This window comes from Chryseobacterium sp. C2(2020) (assembly GCF_014218915.1).
In the GTDB taxonomy this organism is placed as follows: domain Bacteria; phylum Bacteroidota; class Bacteroidia; order Flavobacteriales; family Weeksellaceae; genus Chryseobacterium; species Chryseobacterium mucoviscidosis.
In genome coordinates, this window is the sequence record NZ_JACLCT010000008.1 from 10,793 (window position 1) to 28,348 (window position 17,556).

Here is a 17,556-nt window from a genome sequence, read left to right on the forward strand (position 1 = left end):
GAATTTCCTTTTCCATATTTTTGCACAAAAGATATTTTTATGACAGAAAACTACAATAAGAAACCCATTGACAAGATTGTTTATCCTTTGCAGAGATTTATTCAGCAGGAAAAATCCGGCGGACTACTTTTGGGCATCAGTGTACTGATTGCACTCATTCTTGGCAACACTTCTTTGTCGGAAGGTTACCATCATTTTTTAGCTCATAAAATAGGATTAAACTTTGACGGCAAATCATTTTTGGATTTAAGCATTCATCACTGGATTAATGACGGTCTGATGTCTGTTTTCTTCTTTGTTGTAGGACTGGAACTAAAAAGAGAAATGATTGGTGGTGACCTTTCTAATCCTAGACAAGCTTTTTTACCTATAGCTGCAGCGATTGGTGGAATGCTGCTTCCTGCTCTTATTTATTTTGCTCTTAATCCCAATTCAGAAACCGGCAGAGGTTGGGGAATTCCAATGGCTACAGATATTGCGTTTGCTTTAGGTGTTCTCTTTCTTTTAGGAAAAAAAATACCTCTTGCGTTAAAAGTATTTCTTACCGCTCTTGCTATTGTAGACGATCTGGGAGCCGTATTGGTAATCGCTTTTTTCTATACCAATGAAATTAATATGACCTACCTTTTTATAGGACTGTTCATTCTTCTAATTATGCTTTTAGGAAGTAAACTGGGTGTTCGGTCTGTGCTTTTCTACGCCGTTTTTGGAATTTTTGGTGTTTGGGTGATGTTTCTTTTTTCAGGGGTTCATGCGACGATAGCTGCTGTACTTGCTGCATTTACAATTCCTGCAGATGTAAAGATTAAGGAAAATCTTTTTATAACAAAAATATACAATTATTTGGAGCGGTTTAAAAATATAGACCCTACAGAGAATACACCTACTTTAACCAATGAACAGTTACACGAGCTTGAAAAAATACACGAAGCAACGATTGCAGCCACTCCTCCACTACAAAGACTGGAACATGCTATGCACCCTTTTGTAACTTTTGTAATTATTCCAATTTTTGCTATAGCTAATGCCGGGATTTCGCTAAACATAGATTTTACAACCCTCTTTGACAATAATGTCGCCATTGGAGTTGCAGCGGGTTTACTTGTAGGAAAAGTACTTGGAGTTGTTCTTTTCAGCACTCTTATTATTAAACTTAAAATCGCAGAAGTCCCTAAAGGTATGACTTTCAAAAACCTTTTAGGATTAGGTTTTTTAGCATCAATCGGTTTTACAATGTCTTTATTTATTTCATCGTTAGCTTTTACATCTGAATTTTATCAGACTGAAGCCAAAATCGGTATTTTCGTAGCATCCATTATTGGGGGCATCATAGGATATCTAATTTTAAACACAAATAAAATTCGTGACAATGAATAGTTTTTTCAACTTTATCAATCTTCATAATGGAGAAGAAAGCAAATCAAAAGTTTTAGAAAATGTTACTTCAAACATTTCCTTTCGGGGATCAAATCTTTGGATTCTCGCTTGTGCCATTATGATTGCATCAATTGGCTTAAATGTTAATTCCACAGCTGTAATTATCGGTGCGATGTTGATTTCTCCACTTATGGGTCCTATTGTGGGAGCAGGTTTTGCTTTAGGAACTTTTAACTTTACGTTATTAAAAAAATCGTTTAAAAATTTATTGATTGCCACTGCTGTAAGTCTTAGCGTTTCTGCCTTTTATTTTTACATCAGTCCTTTTAAGGATGTTCAATCTGAACTTTTAGCCAGAACGGCTCCTAATATATACGACGTTCTTATAGCTTTCTTCGGAGGTCTTGTGGGAGTGATTGCGATTACCAGAGTAGAAAAAGGAAATCCGATTCCGGGTGTTGCTATTGCTACAGCATTGATGCCTCCACTATGCACCGCAGGTTATGGTATTGCAACTTTAAATCTCTCTTATTTCTTAGGTGCATTTTATCTGTATAGTATCAATTGTTTTTTTATCTGCATCGCTACTTTCTTTGTTGTTAAATACTTAAAATATCCTTCTGCACTTGTCGACAGTAAATATCAGAAAAGAATTCGCTACGGAATTACTACTTTAATATTTATTATGATTGTTCCTAGTTTTTATCTCGCATATAATCTTTACAACGAGAAGAAATTTACCAAGACGGCAGAACAATTTATCCAGAGAGAGTTTGACAACCATGGCTACACAGTAATTTATAAGAAGATTAATTACAATTCATCACCAAAAACTATAGATGTTGCATTCATAAATAAAAAATTTAGTGATCAGGAAGTTGAAGTTTACAATAAACTTTTAGCTGAAAACGGACTTACCAACACTGTTTTAAACATTAAACAGAACTCAACGGATTTAAAATCTGAGATTTTAAGCGAAATCAACAAAACAAATAATAACATATCTGAGAAAGACATCGCTATTTCAAAATTAAGAGAAGAGCTAGACTCTTACAAAATATCAGATTCTACTCTAGTGCAGGAAATAAAAATTTTATACCCAAATATTAAAGACATTTCCTACGGTAAAATTGAGCAATATCCGCAAACGGACAGTGCAAATCTACGATTTTTGGTGCTGTTCGATGGAGAAGATATTAATCAGGAACAATTAAAAAGCTGGCTTCAAAAAAGACTGAATCAAAATAATATTGAGCTTTTAAAAAAGTAGTTTTTTCCAAACGCTCAAGATTATTTCACTCTGAAAAATCAAAAATTTAATACAACCTACTGGCACAAAGTTTGAAACTTTAAAAATGATTTTTTTCATATTAAATTCTTCTAAATAATATGTCAATTGCAAAAATGGCAGATTATTTTATTTTGTATATAATGATTACAATTGTTTCCATTTACATTTAGTCAATTCTACAATAAATAAATCGATGATGTATCGTCTTTATTGAACCGTTTTTAATTTAGTTTTTTTCTATTATAGGCACAAGATTTGTTTTTCACAGATTACATTTTTTCATCACAACTCAAATTTCCATTCAAATAATCCTCTTCATTTAGAAGCGGATTATTTTTTTATCTTTACTTTAATAAAAGTGATAATAGTCATAGATGAACAAATTCTTATTTCTTTAGGTGCTGAGCTAAAGCACTACGCTCCTGGCAACATCATTTTTTCTAACAATTCGTTCTGCAAGTATTATTTTCAAATAAAAAAAGGAACGGTAAAACTATGTAATACTGGGGAGGATGGTAAAGAGCTAGTACATGGCTTTCCATTTGAAGGTCATTGTTTTGGAGAAAGTTATCTTTTTACTGATTTGGCTTATGCAATGGATGCGGTGTCATTGGAACACGCTGAAATTTTAATATTAGAGAAAAATTCTTTACTTCAATATTTAGTTATTAATCCTACTCTAATTTTGAAGATTAACCAATACACTGCAGAGAGACTTCATTTCCGATACCTAATTTCTTCATTTCTCATTACATCAAATCCAGCGGTAAGATTAACAAAACTCTTTGATCATCTTAAACAATATTTTGGAAATATAGATCAATTTTCTTTTAAGATTCCATACACCAAACATCAGATTTCCTGCGTTACAGGATTAAGAACAGAAACAGTAATTCGGACTTTAAAAAAATGCAGGTGGAAAAAAAACTAAAAATTATCGAAAGTAAAATTTTTTATTCCTTCATTTTAGCATGTCATTTTATAACATACAATTAAATTTCAACTATAGCTACGAAATCTTTTTGCAGAAAAAAATGTCAAAAAAAATTCTCTTACAGTTAAATCATTATAAAAATCATGGGATAATTTTTGTTTGGTAAGTCAATACTCATTTTTTATTTTATGGAAAATTACTTGGTTATCTTAACAATTATAGGAATCGCTGGTTTTACTGTCACTTGGATGCCACAAATTTCAGAAAAGACCGGAATATCTTATTCGATATTCTATTTATTCGCAGGAATGATTTTGTATAGCATTTTTCCTGAAAAACTACCTGATCCTCTTCCTAAACATCATATTGATCTTACAGTTCATTTAAGCGAATTAATTGTTATAATTTCTCTGATGTCGGCAGGGATAAAACTCGACCAGCCTTTCGCTTTTAAAACTTGGCGCACTCCTCTGAAGTTAGTCAGCATAACCATGATTCTTTTGATAGCTTTTAGTTTCTTGGCAGGATATTATCTGCTTAATTTAACATTGGCCTCCGCTTTTTTACTCGCTGCAGCACTTTCGCCAACTGATCCTGTACTTGCTTCTGACGTGCAGGTAGGACCTCCCAACGATTCAGAGAAATCCAAAACTAAATTTATCTTAACTGCCGAAGCAGGATTAAACGACGGTATGGCATTCCCATTCGTTTGGCTTGCTATTATAATAGCTAAAAGTGGATCAATGACTGAACTTAATATCGTAGAATGGTTTTCGTATGATGTTATTTACAAAATTATTGTGGCAGTCGTTATAAGCTATTTATTAGGGAAAGCTGTTGGATATTTACTATTTACAATGTCGAAAAAATTTAAATCACTGAATACAAATGATGGTCTTTTGGCATTAACAGCAACGTTATCTGTGTATGGAATAACAGAATTTGCTCATGGATATGGGTTTATAGCCGTTTTCATATTTGCAATAACTTTAAGACATTACGAAAAAGACCATGAGTATCATAAAAAACTACATGCATTTACGGATCAGACAGAAAGATTTCTTCTCGCTTCTTTATTAATTATTTTTGGGGGTATGATTGTAAGAGGCATACTCAATTATTTAAGTTGGGAAACAATTCTGTTTTCTTTTCTATTTATTTTTGTTGCAAGACCATTATTCAGCTATATAGTAATTTTTCGCGAAAAATATTCTATAAGAGAAAAAAGAGCCATAAGCTTTTTTGGAATTAAGGGGTTGGGCTCAATATTTTACCTTGCTTTTGCTATAAAAGAGTTCAATTTTCCAAATCAAAACGAGTTATGGTCAACTGTTTCTTTCGTTATTCTTTTATCGATTTTATTTCATGGATTTACGGCTCCTAAAGCCATGAAAAAAGTAACAGAGACTTTATAGAAAAGCATTTTAACATTCACAAACAAATAAAGGACGCTTTTGAACGTCCTTTATTGAATTGAATAACAAATTTTATTAAATTGATGTATGTTAAATTATCATGTGAATCAGTTTCTTTCCCTCTCAAATTCCCAGGATCAGATGTATATTCTAAATGGTTTTGTTCCGATTTAGTTCCTCGAAACATTTTCATCTTCAGTTCGCCAACCTGACCTTCGTTAGGTATTTCTAAAATTCCCATAAGTTAATTTATTGCTTTTTTTGTTAGTTTTTCCGATAAACGAGCCGCAGCTTGAAGAATTGTGATTAAATTACTGTCTTATCATTAAAGTTATTCCCAAGAAATTAATTATTAATTTTTATAATGTATGTTTTGTGCTTTTACCTAATCAAACCACGTTCTTGGAATAAGTGCGTTATAAGTCTTTGGCTGATCAAAAGATCCTCTCCATTTCTCAACTAAATGTATATTAGAATCATCCCCCCACGTAGACTCTGAAGCGTGTTCAAGAATAATTATCTGCGTTTGAAAATTATTATTTTTCATGAATTCGCTACATGCTTTAAATATGAGTGTTGTATTTTGAATATCTTCTGATATTTTTTTCTTTTTATCTTTTTCAAGATTATCTTTTTGCAAATCTTTAAAATCCTCTGGAAAATAAACTTGACTGGGTTGATCAAGGACAAGTAATGATGGTATATAATTTTTTTTACCGGAGCTTGGAAGATTCAAAAAGTACTCATGTAAGCCAAGCATTGTAGCCAAGTGAAAACACATATGGTTAGCACCGCTGCCTAATTTATATAAAAAGTTTATATTTTTTGTTCTCGTATCTTCAATACGTATGCCTACGCTAACATCCGGATCTAATAATACACGTCGTTGTTCTTTATTTTCTATCGGAAGAATTTTAACATAATTTGCAATTGCATCTGATACCTTTTTTAAACAATGCTCCTTGTCAAATTTTTCTTTTAGTCCCCTTAATTTTTTTCTCTTGCCAGCTAATTCTTCTGCAATTTTTTCAAGTTCAATAACCAACTGTGCAGAAGGTGAAATTTTAGCTAGATTTTCAAGTACATGTTCAATTTTACCACTGAATTCAAAAATATCCTGAAGTTTTTTATAATTTTTACGATCCTCATCTCTAAGAATTTGAATGTTGTTATCAATTTTGATAATTTCTCGTTCTTTACACCTGATCTTTTCCTTATAATCTCCTTTCTCTTTTTCAAAACTAAAACTTTCAGATCTTGAAGCTTCTAAAACTTTCTTGTTTTTTTGACTTTCATTTTGAAGACTAAGAAGCGTATTGATTGCTTTTTCAGATACTGAGTCACAAAATGGACATATATTAGTACCCTTTTGCTTTAGGAACCAATCTACTGGCTTAAGTCTCTTATCAATTTCAACAGCAACATTTTCAACATATTCAGCCTTAGAACGGTCAAATTGTTGTATTTTTTGCAATCCAACCCTAAGTTCATCAAGCTCCCTAGTGAATCGAATACGATCAATATCTAGCTCTTCCAACTTTTCCGAATACCTTACAGCTGAGCCCTCTTTAAAGAATCTATTGTTTTTTACATCTGAAACAATTTTTTTTAGTTCATTTTTTATCAGGTTTACACTTGCACTTTCTATACTAATATCGGCATTTGTCAATCCTAAATTAATCGCTTTGGAATAGTACTCATAAATGTCTGACTGCCAATTTTCATATTGTAAACGCAGATCCTCTAATTTCCTTGCTTTTTCTTTTTCTTCCCGCTCTAGTATATTGATTTCACTCTCTAAATTTAAAATTTCATATGATTTATATCCTAAAACTAATGGAAAAAGTGTCTTCAAACGACGTAAGTGTTCAAATGTATCAGTTTTATAAAATATTGTGGTAGGATTAGCAATAATGTTCTGTGGCTGGAACATAAATGCCGCCGTATCTCGAAAACTTGCTGGAGCATCATCTTTTTGATTTTCATTATTGATGGAAATGTTCTCAAATCCTGCTTTGACACTGAGATAATTTTTAACCTTATCTCTATTGGTTTTATATCTACCAGCTTCTTTGATCCATTCATTTGTGTTCAATGAAGGATTATCACCTTTTCCTTGTACATCATACATGTACATAACATCAGAAACTTTGTTATCATTTCCAGGACAATCTCTTGCTAAAAAAAGTGATTGGTCCCCGATGGTTATATAAATAGCAAACTTATCTACCTTTTCTCTAATTGTTCCAACCGGTATATCACATTCACTACTACCAAGACAATAGTCAATAATAGAGATAATTGCCGATTTCCCTCTTTGACTATAACCAGTAATAACATTTACTTTGGATTCATCAAACTTAATAATTCTGGGGTTAAGGGTTTCGTCAAGTGGATATAGTAGTATATTTTTTATTTTTAATTTCATTAGAACCTAATATTTAGATCGTTTTGTATATTATTGTCGTGTTTTTTTGCGAAAATACAGCCTAATTTATAAGCACTATCCTGAATTTGCTTAACACTATCATAAGAAGTATTTGATGACATTGCAAGGACTAATTTTTTGGCTGTATAAGGTCTAAGCAAAATTATTAATCCATTCTCCTTATTAATACTCAAAATCTTTTTACTAAAGGCCAAATTAAGTGCATCAAAAGTTTGTACAGACATCTTCTCAGCTCTTTCCTGCAGACCAAGAAGTATCGAGTGCTCCTTCATTAAGGCAGTATACAATTCATTCGAGTTTAAAAAACTAAGCATGGCCGAATAATTATAAACTATAGGAAGTACAAAAAAAATATATTCAAGCCTAGGGAAGGTCATTTCACTTTTTCTATTTTTAGCTATCGTATGATACCCCAAAGTAAAGCTATGTAAAGCAATTACACTTAATGCGTCATTTTGCATTAACTCAAAAAGATTATATCCCTGCCCAGCTATTTGATTGCTGCTCATGATTTTTTATATTTAGATTCCCAGTCTGGATGCCAACCTATTTCAGGTATGTTCGATAGTTTTAAGAATGTACCGTTGCGGATATAGCTATTTGATGAATTAAATGAAAAACCATCTTGAAAATTGATCACCATATTGTTCATTATATTATCAAAAATCTTTATCGCCATTTCATTTTTCTCATTATCATCATACTCCTCCAATTCCTTAATAACAACAGTATCTACATAGCTCTGCCATCTATCCATACAAGATTTTTGAAACTCTCTGAAATCTGGTTCTGTAAAGTTACCTCCTCTCACGATGTGTGCCATTTCAATATCATGATATATAAAATCTAACACAGCATTTTCAATGAGCCGTTCCTTTGCAGATTGCTTACGATTGATGTCGGAGATTTGTGTCACAAATAGTTCTTTCTTAACTTCTGAAAGACGTTTCGCATCTATAGTTCCCAAATCATCTTTTTTTCTAAAAACTGAATTTACAATGGCCGGATTTGCATTTACAATTGATAATTTGGCATCAAAGTCCATTTTGGAAAAAGTCGCACCAATTTTAGTTCCCTGCAGCCATTTTGATTTACTTCCGTTGACTAGCCATCCATACATGGAGTCATATACAAAATCTTTTCTTGTTTGAGTAAAGTTATCTGTTGTCATATGAGTTGCTATAAAAAATCTATCCTTTAAGGACTCTTCATCTTCTATTTCAAGATTTTCCTTTACAATTCGAAAAATTTCTTCCTTAGAAAGTACAAACTCAATGAGCTTAATGATTGGTTTAATGGATTTACCTGCTTCGGCATTGGTAGACTGTAACGTTTTAAGTTTGCCTTTCTGATTCTTCAGAAGCTGTTTAATATCTTTTAGAACCTCATCGAAAGGTTTTGTTAAAATTTTTCTCAGCAAATAATCATCTGGAATTCTTTTATTTGTAGAACATACAAACTTTGTCGAATTATTAAAAATACCGCTATCAAGCTTTTCTATCCATATTTGTAAAGTTCTCCATAGTGATTTACTAGTATCTTCAAACGTAGTTCCATTAGGTGCAATACTATGTTTAGATTGTACAGTTACTAGAACAAGATCTTCGTCGTTCTGAATGGCAACATCATCAACTTGTTCAATGGATACAACATCGCTAGTATTATCTAGAGTGGCTAAAAGTACCAAAGCCTTTTCAAACTGAAAGAGAAAACCGGATATAGAACCAGAGGCAGAGTCGGTCATAGATTAAATATGGTTGTTAATTTTTACTAAAATAAATATTTTATAGATATTAGACAAAACTTCACTTCATTAAAGATCTTAAAGAACATTTCTAAATCAAAAAGTATTAATAAATGTAATAATTAAAATACCAAAGATAGCCTCTTCACTTCAATAGTGATTGCGGTTAACCATAGAACATTACAATATTCGAGAACTGATATGTAGTAAAATAACCTGCCTTACTATAGCTTTTAATAAAAGTATCAGTTAGCAAGATTAAAAGTAAAATCGTGAATTCGCTTTACTTTAGAAGGAATAATGCATAAAATCAAAATAAAAAATTTCGGTCCGATAAAGGAAGGATTTTAGGAGAACGATGGATGGATTGAGATTAAAAAAGTCTCACTCTTTATCGGAAACCAAGGCTCGGGAAAAAGTAGCCTGATTTTAAAGGCAAAAAAAAACTCGAGTGAAATTGTTTGCTCGAGTTTTTATTTTTAAAGATTTGATAAACTGATGATGATTGCAATTCATTCACAAATTACCTGAAAATGTTAACAGTTTTTTTATGTGAATCAAGTTATTAAATAGTATTTAGGACTTTTAAAATATTGTCAATATCTTCTAATAAATGGTTTGGAAAGAGTCCTGTGTAGCTCACAAAACCGGCATTAGAAGTTTACTTCTTGCCGGTTTTTTATTTCCGCTTATTTTACTTGACTCTCTAACTCTTTTCTTTAAATTAAACCATAAAGGTATAATTTTCTGATCGCGTCTGATTGAAAGAATTTTTGATCAAAGCTAAAGTTCAGCAATTGATTCCTCTTCATGCAGATTTTTTCCCTGTTGTTTTCACGATCCAAGCAGAATGTTTCTTCCGACCGCACCAGCAGCGGGATTCAAAGTCTATGCTTTTCTTTTTCATACGAAGAAGGTTTTGTGTTTTAATTGTTTTTTGGGGTTACTTATATAACTTATTCTACAAATGTAATAATATTTCATTATTGCGCACAGAAAACCGCACTGTTTTTTTTCTCTTTCTTTTAATTTGTTAATATGAACGATGAAGAAGACGTAATCATTTCTATTTGCAAATACATCTACACTAATTGGATTTCAAAAGCGGAATCGCAAAGAGATTTTGCGTCAAAATGTGGTGTAGAAGAAAGTACCATAAGAAGAATTAAAAATATTGCGTTAGGAACATCAAAGACTGATTATAATATGTCTTTAAAAACTTTAATCAGAATTTGCCGAAAAAAAGAGATTACTTTAGAAGATTTTTTTGGAAATATAAATAAATGAAAATCCTGACAAGAGTCGGGATTTTTATTTGAGAGATTTGTAAATAATTAAAATAAACTTCCAAAGACAGAAAGCTTTCCAAACATGATCTCTACACAGATAAAACTCACCAAAGTTTCTTATTCTTAGTCTAAAAATTTCATACATAGAAAATTTTTATGCACTAAAACGATGTAACAATACTGAAAATCAATTTTTAGATCGAACACAGGTTAAATTACAGTACTTTTTGTCTACAAAGGTAGCATTGTCAATTTTTATCATTAGTTTTGTTCCTTCTAATGCAAAAAACGTTAAACACTTTTTTTCTTGTTTCAGTGTTACTCATGTTTATTTATAACGTGAGCGGCATTAGTATTTGCATAGATCACTCGCAACACCAGAGTAGCAAAACTTTTGATATTAAAAATTCAAAAGACAATCAGCAGGCAAAAATTTCTAAGGAAGATCATTGCCAGTGTGCACTTCATTTTCAGATGAATCATAGCTTACTGCCCGATTTAACCTCACTGGATTGTTCAGTTTATCAGACGAATAAAAGTGAAATTCCACAATCGAAGTCGAAAACCTATCGATGTCTGCTCGATTATTTTTCATCGAGAGCTCCACCCTGTTTTTCATAACTTTAGCTTTCTTTAAGTTAAAATTCTTTACCTACAGATTTTTTTAAGTCTGTAAAGTCTTTTTGCGAATATTTGGGTTTAATAAGATCCTGAATATTCTTATTCTAACGAGGTATTTTTAATACTACTTTACTAATTTTTATGTCATTCAATTCTCATCAAACCGGAATAATACATTGTATTTCCTGTAAGCCTTTTCATTGGGCAACCTTAAGCTTCTTTTTATCATCAATTGCAGTTCATGCACAGAAAGCAAAAGGAGATACGGTCTCAGCAACCATTCAAACCGTAGAGATTGTAGGAAGAAAATCAAAAGCTTACACTTCAGATTATTCATTTGCAGCCACAAAGATCGCAATGAAAAATAAAGATCTTCCTCTTACACTCAATACCGTTACCAAAGAACTCATCAGCGACAGACAAGCCTTCAGACTGGGTGATGTCCTTAAAAATGTTGCAGGTGTTTCCAATGCAAGTTTTTATAATCAGTACAGCATCCGTGGAATCAGCCAGAATGAAGAAGGGCAGATCATTAATGGTATGAGAACCAGGCAATACTATTTTCTCCAGCCCATGACTCCGCATATTGAGCGTGTAGAAGTTTTTAAAGGTCCGGCAAGCATCACGATGTCGAGTGTAGATCCGGGTGGAACGATTAATATGGTAACCAAAAAACCATTAACCAGCCCTCGTTATGAAATGAGCCTCTCCGGCGGAAGCTTTGATACCTATCGTCTTTCCGCGGATCTTACAGGTCCTTTGAATAAAAGCAGAACACTTTTGTACCGGTTCAACGGAGCGCACCAGAATGCCAGATCTTTTCGTGACAATGTGAAGAACAACGGACTTTTAATCGCGCCTTCAATTTCCTTTGTTCCGAATGATAAAACGTCTGTAAATGTAGAGATGATCTACAGCGAAATGAACGGTAATCTCGACCGCGGACAGCCTATTTTCGGAGCTGTTGCAGGAAAAACAAATCTGAACAGTACACCAATTAGTCTAAATTTAGGCGCACCGGGAGATTATTTCAAAACCAAAGACCTAACTTTAATGGGAAGCTTATCTCATCATTTCAGTAAAAGCATCAGTTTCAATGCTTCGTATATGAAACAACGTTGGGATGAAGACACCCACGAAACAAGGACAACCAATTCTTTTGTTCCCGACATTAACAATAAGTCGATTTCCAGTCTGGCAATGATGCAGTATCTTGAAAGAATCCAGCACTGGTCTGTGGATAATATCAATGCTTATTTCAATTTTACATATAAAACCGGAGCATTTGAACATCAGACTCTTGTGGGATACGACAGCCACATCTGGGAGAAAAAAAGTGGTGGAAAGCAGGATGCGGCAAGAGGTTTTCTGCTGAAAGACGGAACTGTTGCTTCATCGTATAATGCAGCTAATGCCGCGTTGTATGAAACGATAATTTACAACGGAATTACCCTTCCGAAACCGAACGTAAACCCTTTTGACCTTACGCCCGGAGCGGTAAATCATCAGGGGAAAGATTACGCAGTTTTAAATATCATCAATCCTTTACCCACAGCTTTAACGACCACTCACGCGGCGTACATTCAACATTTGGTAACATGGAAAAAGCTGAAGCTTTTAGCCGGATTAAGGCAGGAATGGTTTCAGGATATTACCAATTACAAAAAACAGGAAGAAAGCTCATTCAGAAATCAGAAAATGCTTTACAGAGTGGGTCTTACCTACAGCATCACTGAGAATACCAATATCTACGGAACCTATCTTACGGGTTATCAGCCGCAATCTAACACGATCTCACTGATGCCGCAAACGGCAAATTTCACCGGTGCAGTTTCTGCTTCATTATACAAGCCTTTATTGTCGGATTTAAAAGAATTTGGAGTAAAAACAAAACTTTTCAAAAAGATTGATGCCCATTTTTCAGTGTACGAAATCAATCAGAAAAATATTCTGGTGAACGCAAATAATCCCGCAGAACCCGACCAACTGATACAGCGCGGCGCAGACAGAAGCCGTGGGTTTGAAGCTGAATTTACAGGATATCTTCTTCCGCAATGGCACATTTATGCAGGTTACAGCTATATTGATGCTAAAGTTAAAGATGACTCCAATCCTGCTCTTATTGGTCTGGCTAAAGAAAATACATCGAAAAATTCTGTCAATCTCTGGACGAGATACAATTTCACGAATATTCAGGCTTTAAAAGACTTCGGAATTGGCGCAGGAATGCTTTATCAAAGTAAAAAAATACCGTGGTTCACAAGAAGTTTTGAACTTCCGGCTTATACCACACTGGATGTTGCACTGTATTATTCAGTACCGCAAACCAGACTTCAACTGGCACTTAATGTTAACAATATTACCAATACAACTTATTGGGTAGGAGCTCAGAATTACCTGAGACTTTTTCCCGGAGCTCCAAGAAATTATCTATTTACAGCAACTTTTAAAATTTAAACAATGGCTTTTTCACACCTGAAACTAATAGTAAGAAAAACCAGACAGGATTTATTTAAAAGCAGACAAAACCTGCTCATTGTGGTTACCGTTCTCCTGTTTTGTTTTCTAAGCATAGGAATAGGATTTACAAAATATGGAGAAAACTATTCTAAAGTAAAAGAATACCGCAAAGAAACACGTGAAAACTGGGAACACAGACCCGATAAACATCCTCACAGAATGGCACATTACGGCTATCTGGTTTTCAGGATCGGGCATCCGCTGAGTATTTTTGATAATGGTCTGGATGATTATCTGGGAAATGTAATTTTCCTTGAAGCACACAAACAGAATACCGCCAATCTTTCTGAAGCCGGAAGTTCGGGAATACTTGTCCGTTTCGGGGCTTTCAGTTCGGCATTTATTCTTCAGGCAATCGTTCCTCTAATTATATTATTTCTCGGTTTCGGGCTCATTGTTCGTGAAAGAGAAGATGCTACACTGAAAATCCTGACTGTTCAGGGGGCTTCTCCAAAAGCTATTTTATGGGGAAAGATTCTCGGGCTTTGGCAGTTTTCTCTGGTATTTTTAATTCCGGTGATTCCTGTGGTTTTACTGATGGGAATCTGGACTGAAGATTCTGATTTTTCAGATATTTTATCAAGAACAGGGGTAATTTTTCCGGCGTACATGATCTATTATTTCTTCTTCAGTACGTTAACTGTTTTAATTTCTGCCCAAAGCAAAGCTTCTTCATCAGCTTTAATCAGTTTAATCGGTTCCTGGCTCGTTCTGGTCATTTTCCTGCCGAAAGGAATTCAGTTTGCAGCACAAAATCTTTACCCTACCCCATCCAGAATTGCGTTTGAAACTCAGGTGGAAGAAGATGTTTTGAAAATCGGCGACAGTCATAATCCCGACGACCCGCATTTTAAACATATTAAAGATTCTTTATTAGCAAAATACAATGTAAAAACCACCGACGAACTTCCTGTTAATTACGGTGGAATTGTGATGAAAGAAGGTGAAAGAATAAGCGCAAAACTTTATGTTGACCATTTGAAAAAACTCCAGAACCAATATCAGCAGCAGCAGAAACTGAATGAGATTTTTGGTTTCATCAATCCTGTAATGGCAATTAAAAACCTGTCTATGACGGCTTCCGGAACAGATTATTTTGCGTACCGGCAATTTCAGAATCAGGCAGAAAGCTATCGTTACAAACTTGCGCAGCAGATGAATGATCTGCAGATTGAACACATTAGTAACATTAAACCGAAGGAAGGCGAAAAACCAGCCGCTGTAGGACACGAAAACTGGCAGAAATTTCCCGATTTCCGGTATGAATTTACCTCACTGAAAGAAAGTTTAAGCCATCAGTTTCTTTCTCTTGCAGCGATTATTTTCTGGCTTTTAGCCTGTGTTTTAATGATTGAGCTAAGTGCTAAAAATTTAAAATTAATCTAATGAATCATTATTTATATAAACAGTTTTACCGCAACAAAGCCTACCTTATTTCTTTGTTGATTCTGCTTTTTGCAGGTTTGAGTTCTTTGTACACCGGTAAAAAATTTCTCGACAGGAATGAAGATATCATCGCAAAAAGTGCGGCATATCAAAAAAACAGCATTGATAAAAATGTGGCATTACACAGCGACGATATCGGTCTTTTGCTGTACTACGTAAAGTTTAATCTGGTGAATGAAATGCCCAAATTAGCTGCTTTAAATATTGGCTTAAGAGATTTAAACCCTTCTATTCAAGGAGTCACGATAAGAAATCTGGAGGAGCAAAAAAACAACTCAGATTTTTTTAATCCCGCCAATGCGGCAGTAGGAAATTTCGATTTTTCTTTTGTTCTGGTTTTTCTTTTTCCGCTGGTCATTATTGCGTTCTGCTACAATCTTATTTCCGAAGATCAGGAAAAAGGAACCTGGAAACTGCTTTCGGTACAAAGTGAAAATCTGAGAAAACTTATTGATGCTAAATTATTAATCCGTCTAATGGCGGTAAGTTCGGTTTACTTTTTATTGTTGATTGTTGCTGTGGTCTATATTCATATTCCGGTAGATTCAGCTTTTATTATTTTCACTTTAGCGGGTTTACTCTATCTGGTTTTCTGGTTTGCACTTTGCAGATGGATCATCGGTTACCAGAAATCGTCTTCGTGGAATGCTTTGGCTTTGGTTATTTTCTGGATGGGAATGAATTTTATTGTTCCGATGACAGGAAATATGCTGATTCAGAAACTTATTCCGATAAAAGAAGGTTTGCAGGCGCAAATTGAACAGCGCGAAGGCTATCATAATAAATGGGACGAAGCAAAAATTCCTACGATGCAGAAATTCCATAAGATCTATCCGCAGTTCAGGCAATATACCGTTGCCGAAAACAGCAGCTTTTCCTACACATGGTATTACGCAATGCAGCATATGGCAGATGTGGAATCTGAAAAATCTTCCAGACAATATCAGGAAAAAAAGCTTTACAGAAACAAGGCAGCAGTTTATTTGGGCTATCTTTTACCCAATATCCAGACGCAGCTTGTACAAAGCGAAGTTGCAAAAACAGGAATGGAAAACCAACTGAATTACGCCGAAGGTCTGAAAAAATTTCACGAAAAACAGAGGCTGTATTTCTATCCGTCCATCTTTAAAAAGGTAAACGGAAACACCATCGACTGGACGAAGCAAACCGTAAAAACCTTTACAGATGAAGGGAAAATAAATCTTGCAGGTGTATTTCTTCCCTATTTTATAATTATTTCTTTATTGTTAATTCTTTCACACATCAAATTCAGAAAGCTATGTTAAAAACCATTAATCTCCATAAAAAATACAACGATTTTACAGCCTTAAAATCTCTTGATCTCGAAATTCAGGAAGGTGAAATCTTCGCTCTTCTCGGGCAGAACGGCGCAGGAAAAAGCACCACCATCAATATCCTCTTGGGTTTAATTAAAGCCACTTCGGGAGATGCTTTCATCCATAATATATCCGTAAAAGATCATCCTGAAAAGATTAAAAAACACCTGGCTTATATCCCGGAAACGGTATTGCTCTATCCCAATCTTACAGGAATTGAAAACCTTGATTTTTTCTCGAAGATTGCCGGATTTAATTATGATAAAAATGAACTTTCCGCTTTGCTGAAACGTACCGGATTGCAGGAAACTGCCCACGAAAAACCTTTGGGTGGTTATTCGAAAGGGATGCGGCAGAAAGTAGGAATTGCCATTGCACTCGCCAAAAACGCCAAAGTTCTTCTTCTGGACGAACCTACAAGCGGACTGGATCCGATTGCCACCGCAGAATTTACCGAAATTGTAAGGCAGTTAGGAAACGAAGGCAGAACCATTTTAATGGCAACCCACGATATTTTCAATGCGGTAAGTGTTGCTACCAATATCGGGATCATGAAGCAGGGCGAACTGGTACAGCATCTTCCTTCAAAAGCTTTTTCGGCGGAGGAATTGCAGGAATTGTACCTGAAAACAATTTAGAAATTAAAAGCCTGATTACATTTAACACTTTCATACAATAATGGAAGTGTTTTTTTGTAAATTTTATTACCGAATTGCCTTCTATCTTTAATCAAAACAACCTCAGTTCGGGACAAGAAACAGATTAAATAATTGATTTATAGTATCATATTAATCTGTCACAAAAAAAACAAAAGATTTTTTCCCTTATTGAAAGTTGGTAAGCTAAACAAAAAAGCATTTCGTTTATTTAAAAAAGACAAAAATATTTTTGATTGTCCTTTTATTAACCTAAAACTTCGACAGGCTCAGCTTGACATCGCTAGAAATCAAGTGTTTAGTATTAGAGGTATCACACTGAGCTTGTCGAAGTGCCTGTTATAAATAATTGATTTTCATATCAGTGCATAGTAATAGGTTATTTAACGGATATTCAATAAAATATTCCTTTGATAAGTTTTTCGCCTTTCTATATCTTAAAAGCTGAATCCTTGTTTGAGTCTCTTTTTTAATAGT

13 protein-coding genes are annotated in these 17,556 nt (G+C 34.1%); 9 read left to right on the top strand and 4 right to left on the bottom strand.

Features of this window, described 5'->3' with window-relative positions; genetic code table 11:
- The first annotated feature begins 39 nt into the window (after positions 1 to 39).
- From nhaA to H6W52_RS06615, 4 genes are all read left to right on the top strand, one after another.
- Positions 40 to 1,377 (top strand): Na+/H+ antiporter NhaA, encoded by a 1,338-nt coding sequence (gene nhaA / locus H6W52_RS06600; RefSeq protein ID WP_116099121.1) that lies wholly within the window; start codon positions 40 to 42, stop codon positions 1,375 to 1,377.
- Positions 1,370 to 2,647 carry a DUF389 domain-containing protein gene (locus H6W52_RS06605; RefSeq protein ID WP_065721259.1) on the top strand — a complete coding sequence of 426 codons (1,278 nt, stop codon included), beginning with the start codon at positions 1,370 to 1,372 and terminating at the stop codon, positions 2,645 to 2,647. Before nhaA ends, H6W52_RS06605 begins: the two co-directional genes overlap by 8 nt.
- 379 nt (positions 2,648 to 3,026) lie before the next feature.
- Positions 3,027 to 3,599, top strand: coding sequence for a Crp/Fnr family transcriptional regulator (locus H6W52_RS06610; RefSeq protein ID WP_065721258.1), 573 nt, complete (start codon positions 3,027 to 3,029; stop codon positions 3,597 to 3,599).
- Positions 3,600 to 3,790: 191 nt separating this feature from the next.
- On the top strand, positions 3,791 to 5,017 hold the full coding sequence (locus H6W52_RS06615) for a cation:proton antiporter (RefSeq protein WP_065721257.1): 1,227 nt from the start codon (positions 3,791 to 3,793) through the stop codon (positions 5,015 to 5,017).
- 16 nt (positions 5,018 to 5,033) lie between these two features.
- On the opposite strand, the gene H6W52_RS06620 is transcribed toward H6W52_RS06615, so the two are convergent.
- From H6W52_RS06620 to H6W52_RS06635, 4 genes are all read right to left on the bottom strand, one after another.
- Positions 5,034 to 5,258, bottom strand: coding sequence for a hypothetical protein (locus H6W52_RS06620; protein ID WP_065721256.1), 225 nt, complete (start codon positions 5,256 to 5,258; stop codon positions 5,034 to 5,036).
- Between the two features lie 144 nt (positions 5,259 to 5,402).
- Positions 5,403 to 7,445: a DUF3732 domain-containing protein gene (locus H6W52_RS06625; RefSeq protein WP_185216506.1), complete on the bottom strand. Its 2,043-nt coding sequence runs from the start codon at positions 7,443 to 7,445 to the stop codon at positions 5,403 to 5,405.
- Positions 7,445 to 7,975 carry a three component ABC system middle component gene (locus tag H6W52_RS06630; protein ID WP_065721254.1) on the bottom strand — a complete coding sequence of 177 codons (531 nt, stop codon included), beginning with the start codon at positions 7,973 to 7,975 and terminating at the stop codon, positions 7,445 to 7,447. Before H6W52_RS06630 ends, H6W52_RS06625 begins: the two co-directional genes overlap by 1 nt.
- Positions 7,972 to 9,210 carry an ABC-three component system protein gene (locus tag H6W52_RS06635; protein WP_065721253.1) on the bottom strand — a complete coding sequence of 413 codons (1,239 nt, stop codon included), beginning with the start codon at positions 9,208 to 9,210 and terminating at the stop codon, positions 7,972 to 7,974. The genes H6W52_RS06630 and H6W52_RS06635 overlap by 4 nt, the downstream gene beginning before the upstream one ends.
- A gap of 1,038 nt (positions 9,211 to 10,248) precedes the next feature.
- On the opposite strand from H6W52_RS06635, the gene H6W52_RS06640 reads away from it, so the two are divergent.
- The 5 genes from H6W52_RS06640 to H6W52_RS06660 all read left to right on the top strand — a co-directional run bounded on the left by H6W52_RS06640 (position 10,249) and on the right by H6W52_RS06660 (position 17,061).
- A complete protein-coding gene (locus H6W52_RS06640; RefSeq protein WP_185216508.1) occupies positions 10,249 to 10,497 on the top strand; it encodes a helix-turn-helix transcriptional regulator in 249 nt (82 codons plus the stop codon).
- Between the two features lie 764 nt (positions 10,498 to 11,261).
- Positions 11,262 to 13,577, top strand: a complete 2,316-nt coding sequence (locus H6W52_RS06645; RefSeq protein WP_185216509.1) for a TonB-dependent siderophore receptor — start codon at positions 11,262 to 11,264, stop codon at positions 13,575 to 13,577.
- Between the two features lie 3 nt (positions 13,578 to 13,580).
- On the top strand, positions 13,581 to 15,026 hold the full coding sequence (locus H6W52_RS06650; RefSeq protein ID WP_185216511.1) for an ABC transporter permease: 1,446 nt from the start codon (positions 13,581 to 13,583) through the stop codon (positions 15,024 to 15,026).
- The gene (locus H6W52_RS06655) at positions 15,026 to 16,372 is read left to right on the top strand and encodes a DUF3526 domain-containing protein (protein ID WP_185216514.1); all 1,347 of its coding nucleotides are present in this window, start codon (positions 15,026 to 15,028) and stop codon (positions 16,370 to 16,372) included. Before H6W52_RS06650 ends, H6W52_RS06655 begins: the two co-directional genes overlap by 1 nt.
- Positions 16,366 to 17,061 carry an ABC transporter ATP-binding protein gene (locus H6W52_RS06660; protein WP_185216516.1) on the top strand — a complete coding sequence of 232 codons (696 nt, stop codon included), beginning with the start codon at positions 16,366 to 16,368 and terminating at the stop codon, positions 17,059 to 17,061. Before H6W52_RS06655 ends, H6W52_RS06660 begins: the two co-directional genes overlap by 7 nt.
- The last annotated feature ends 495 nt before the right edge of the window (positions 17,062 to 17,556 follow it).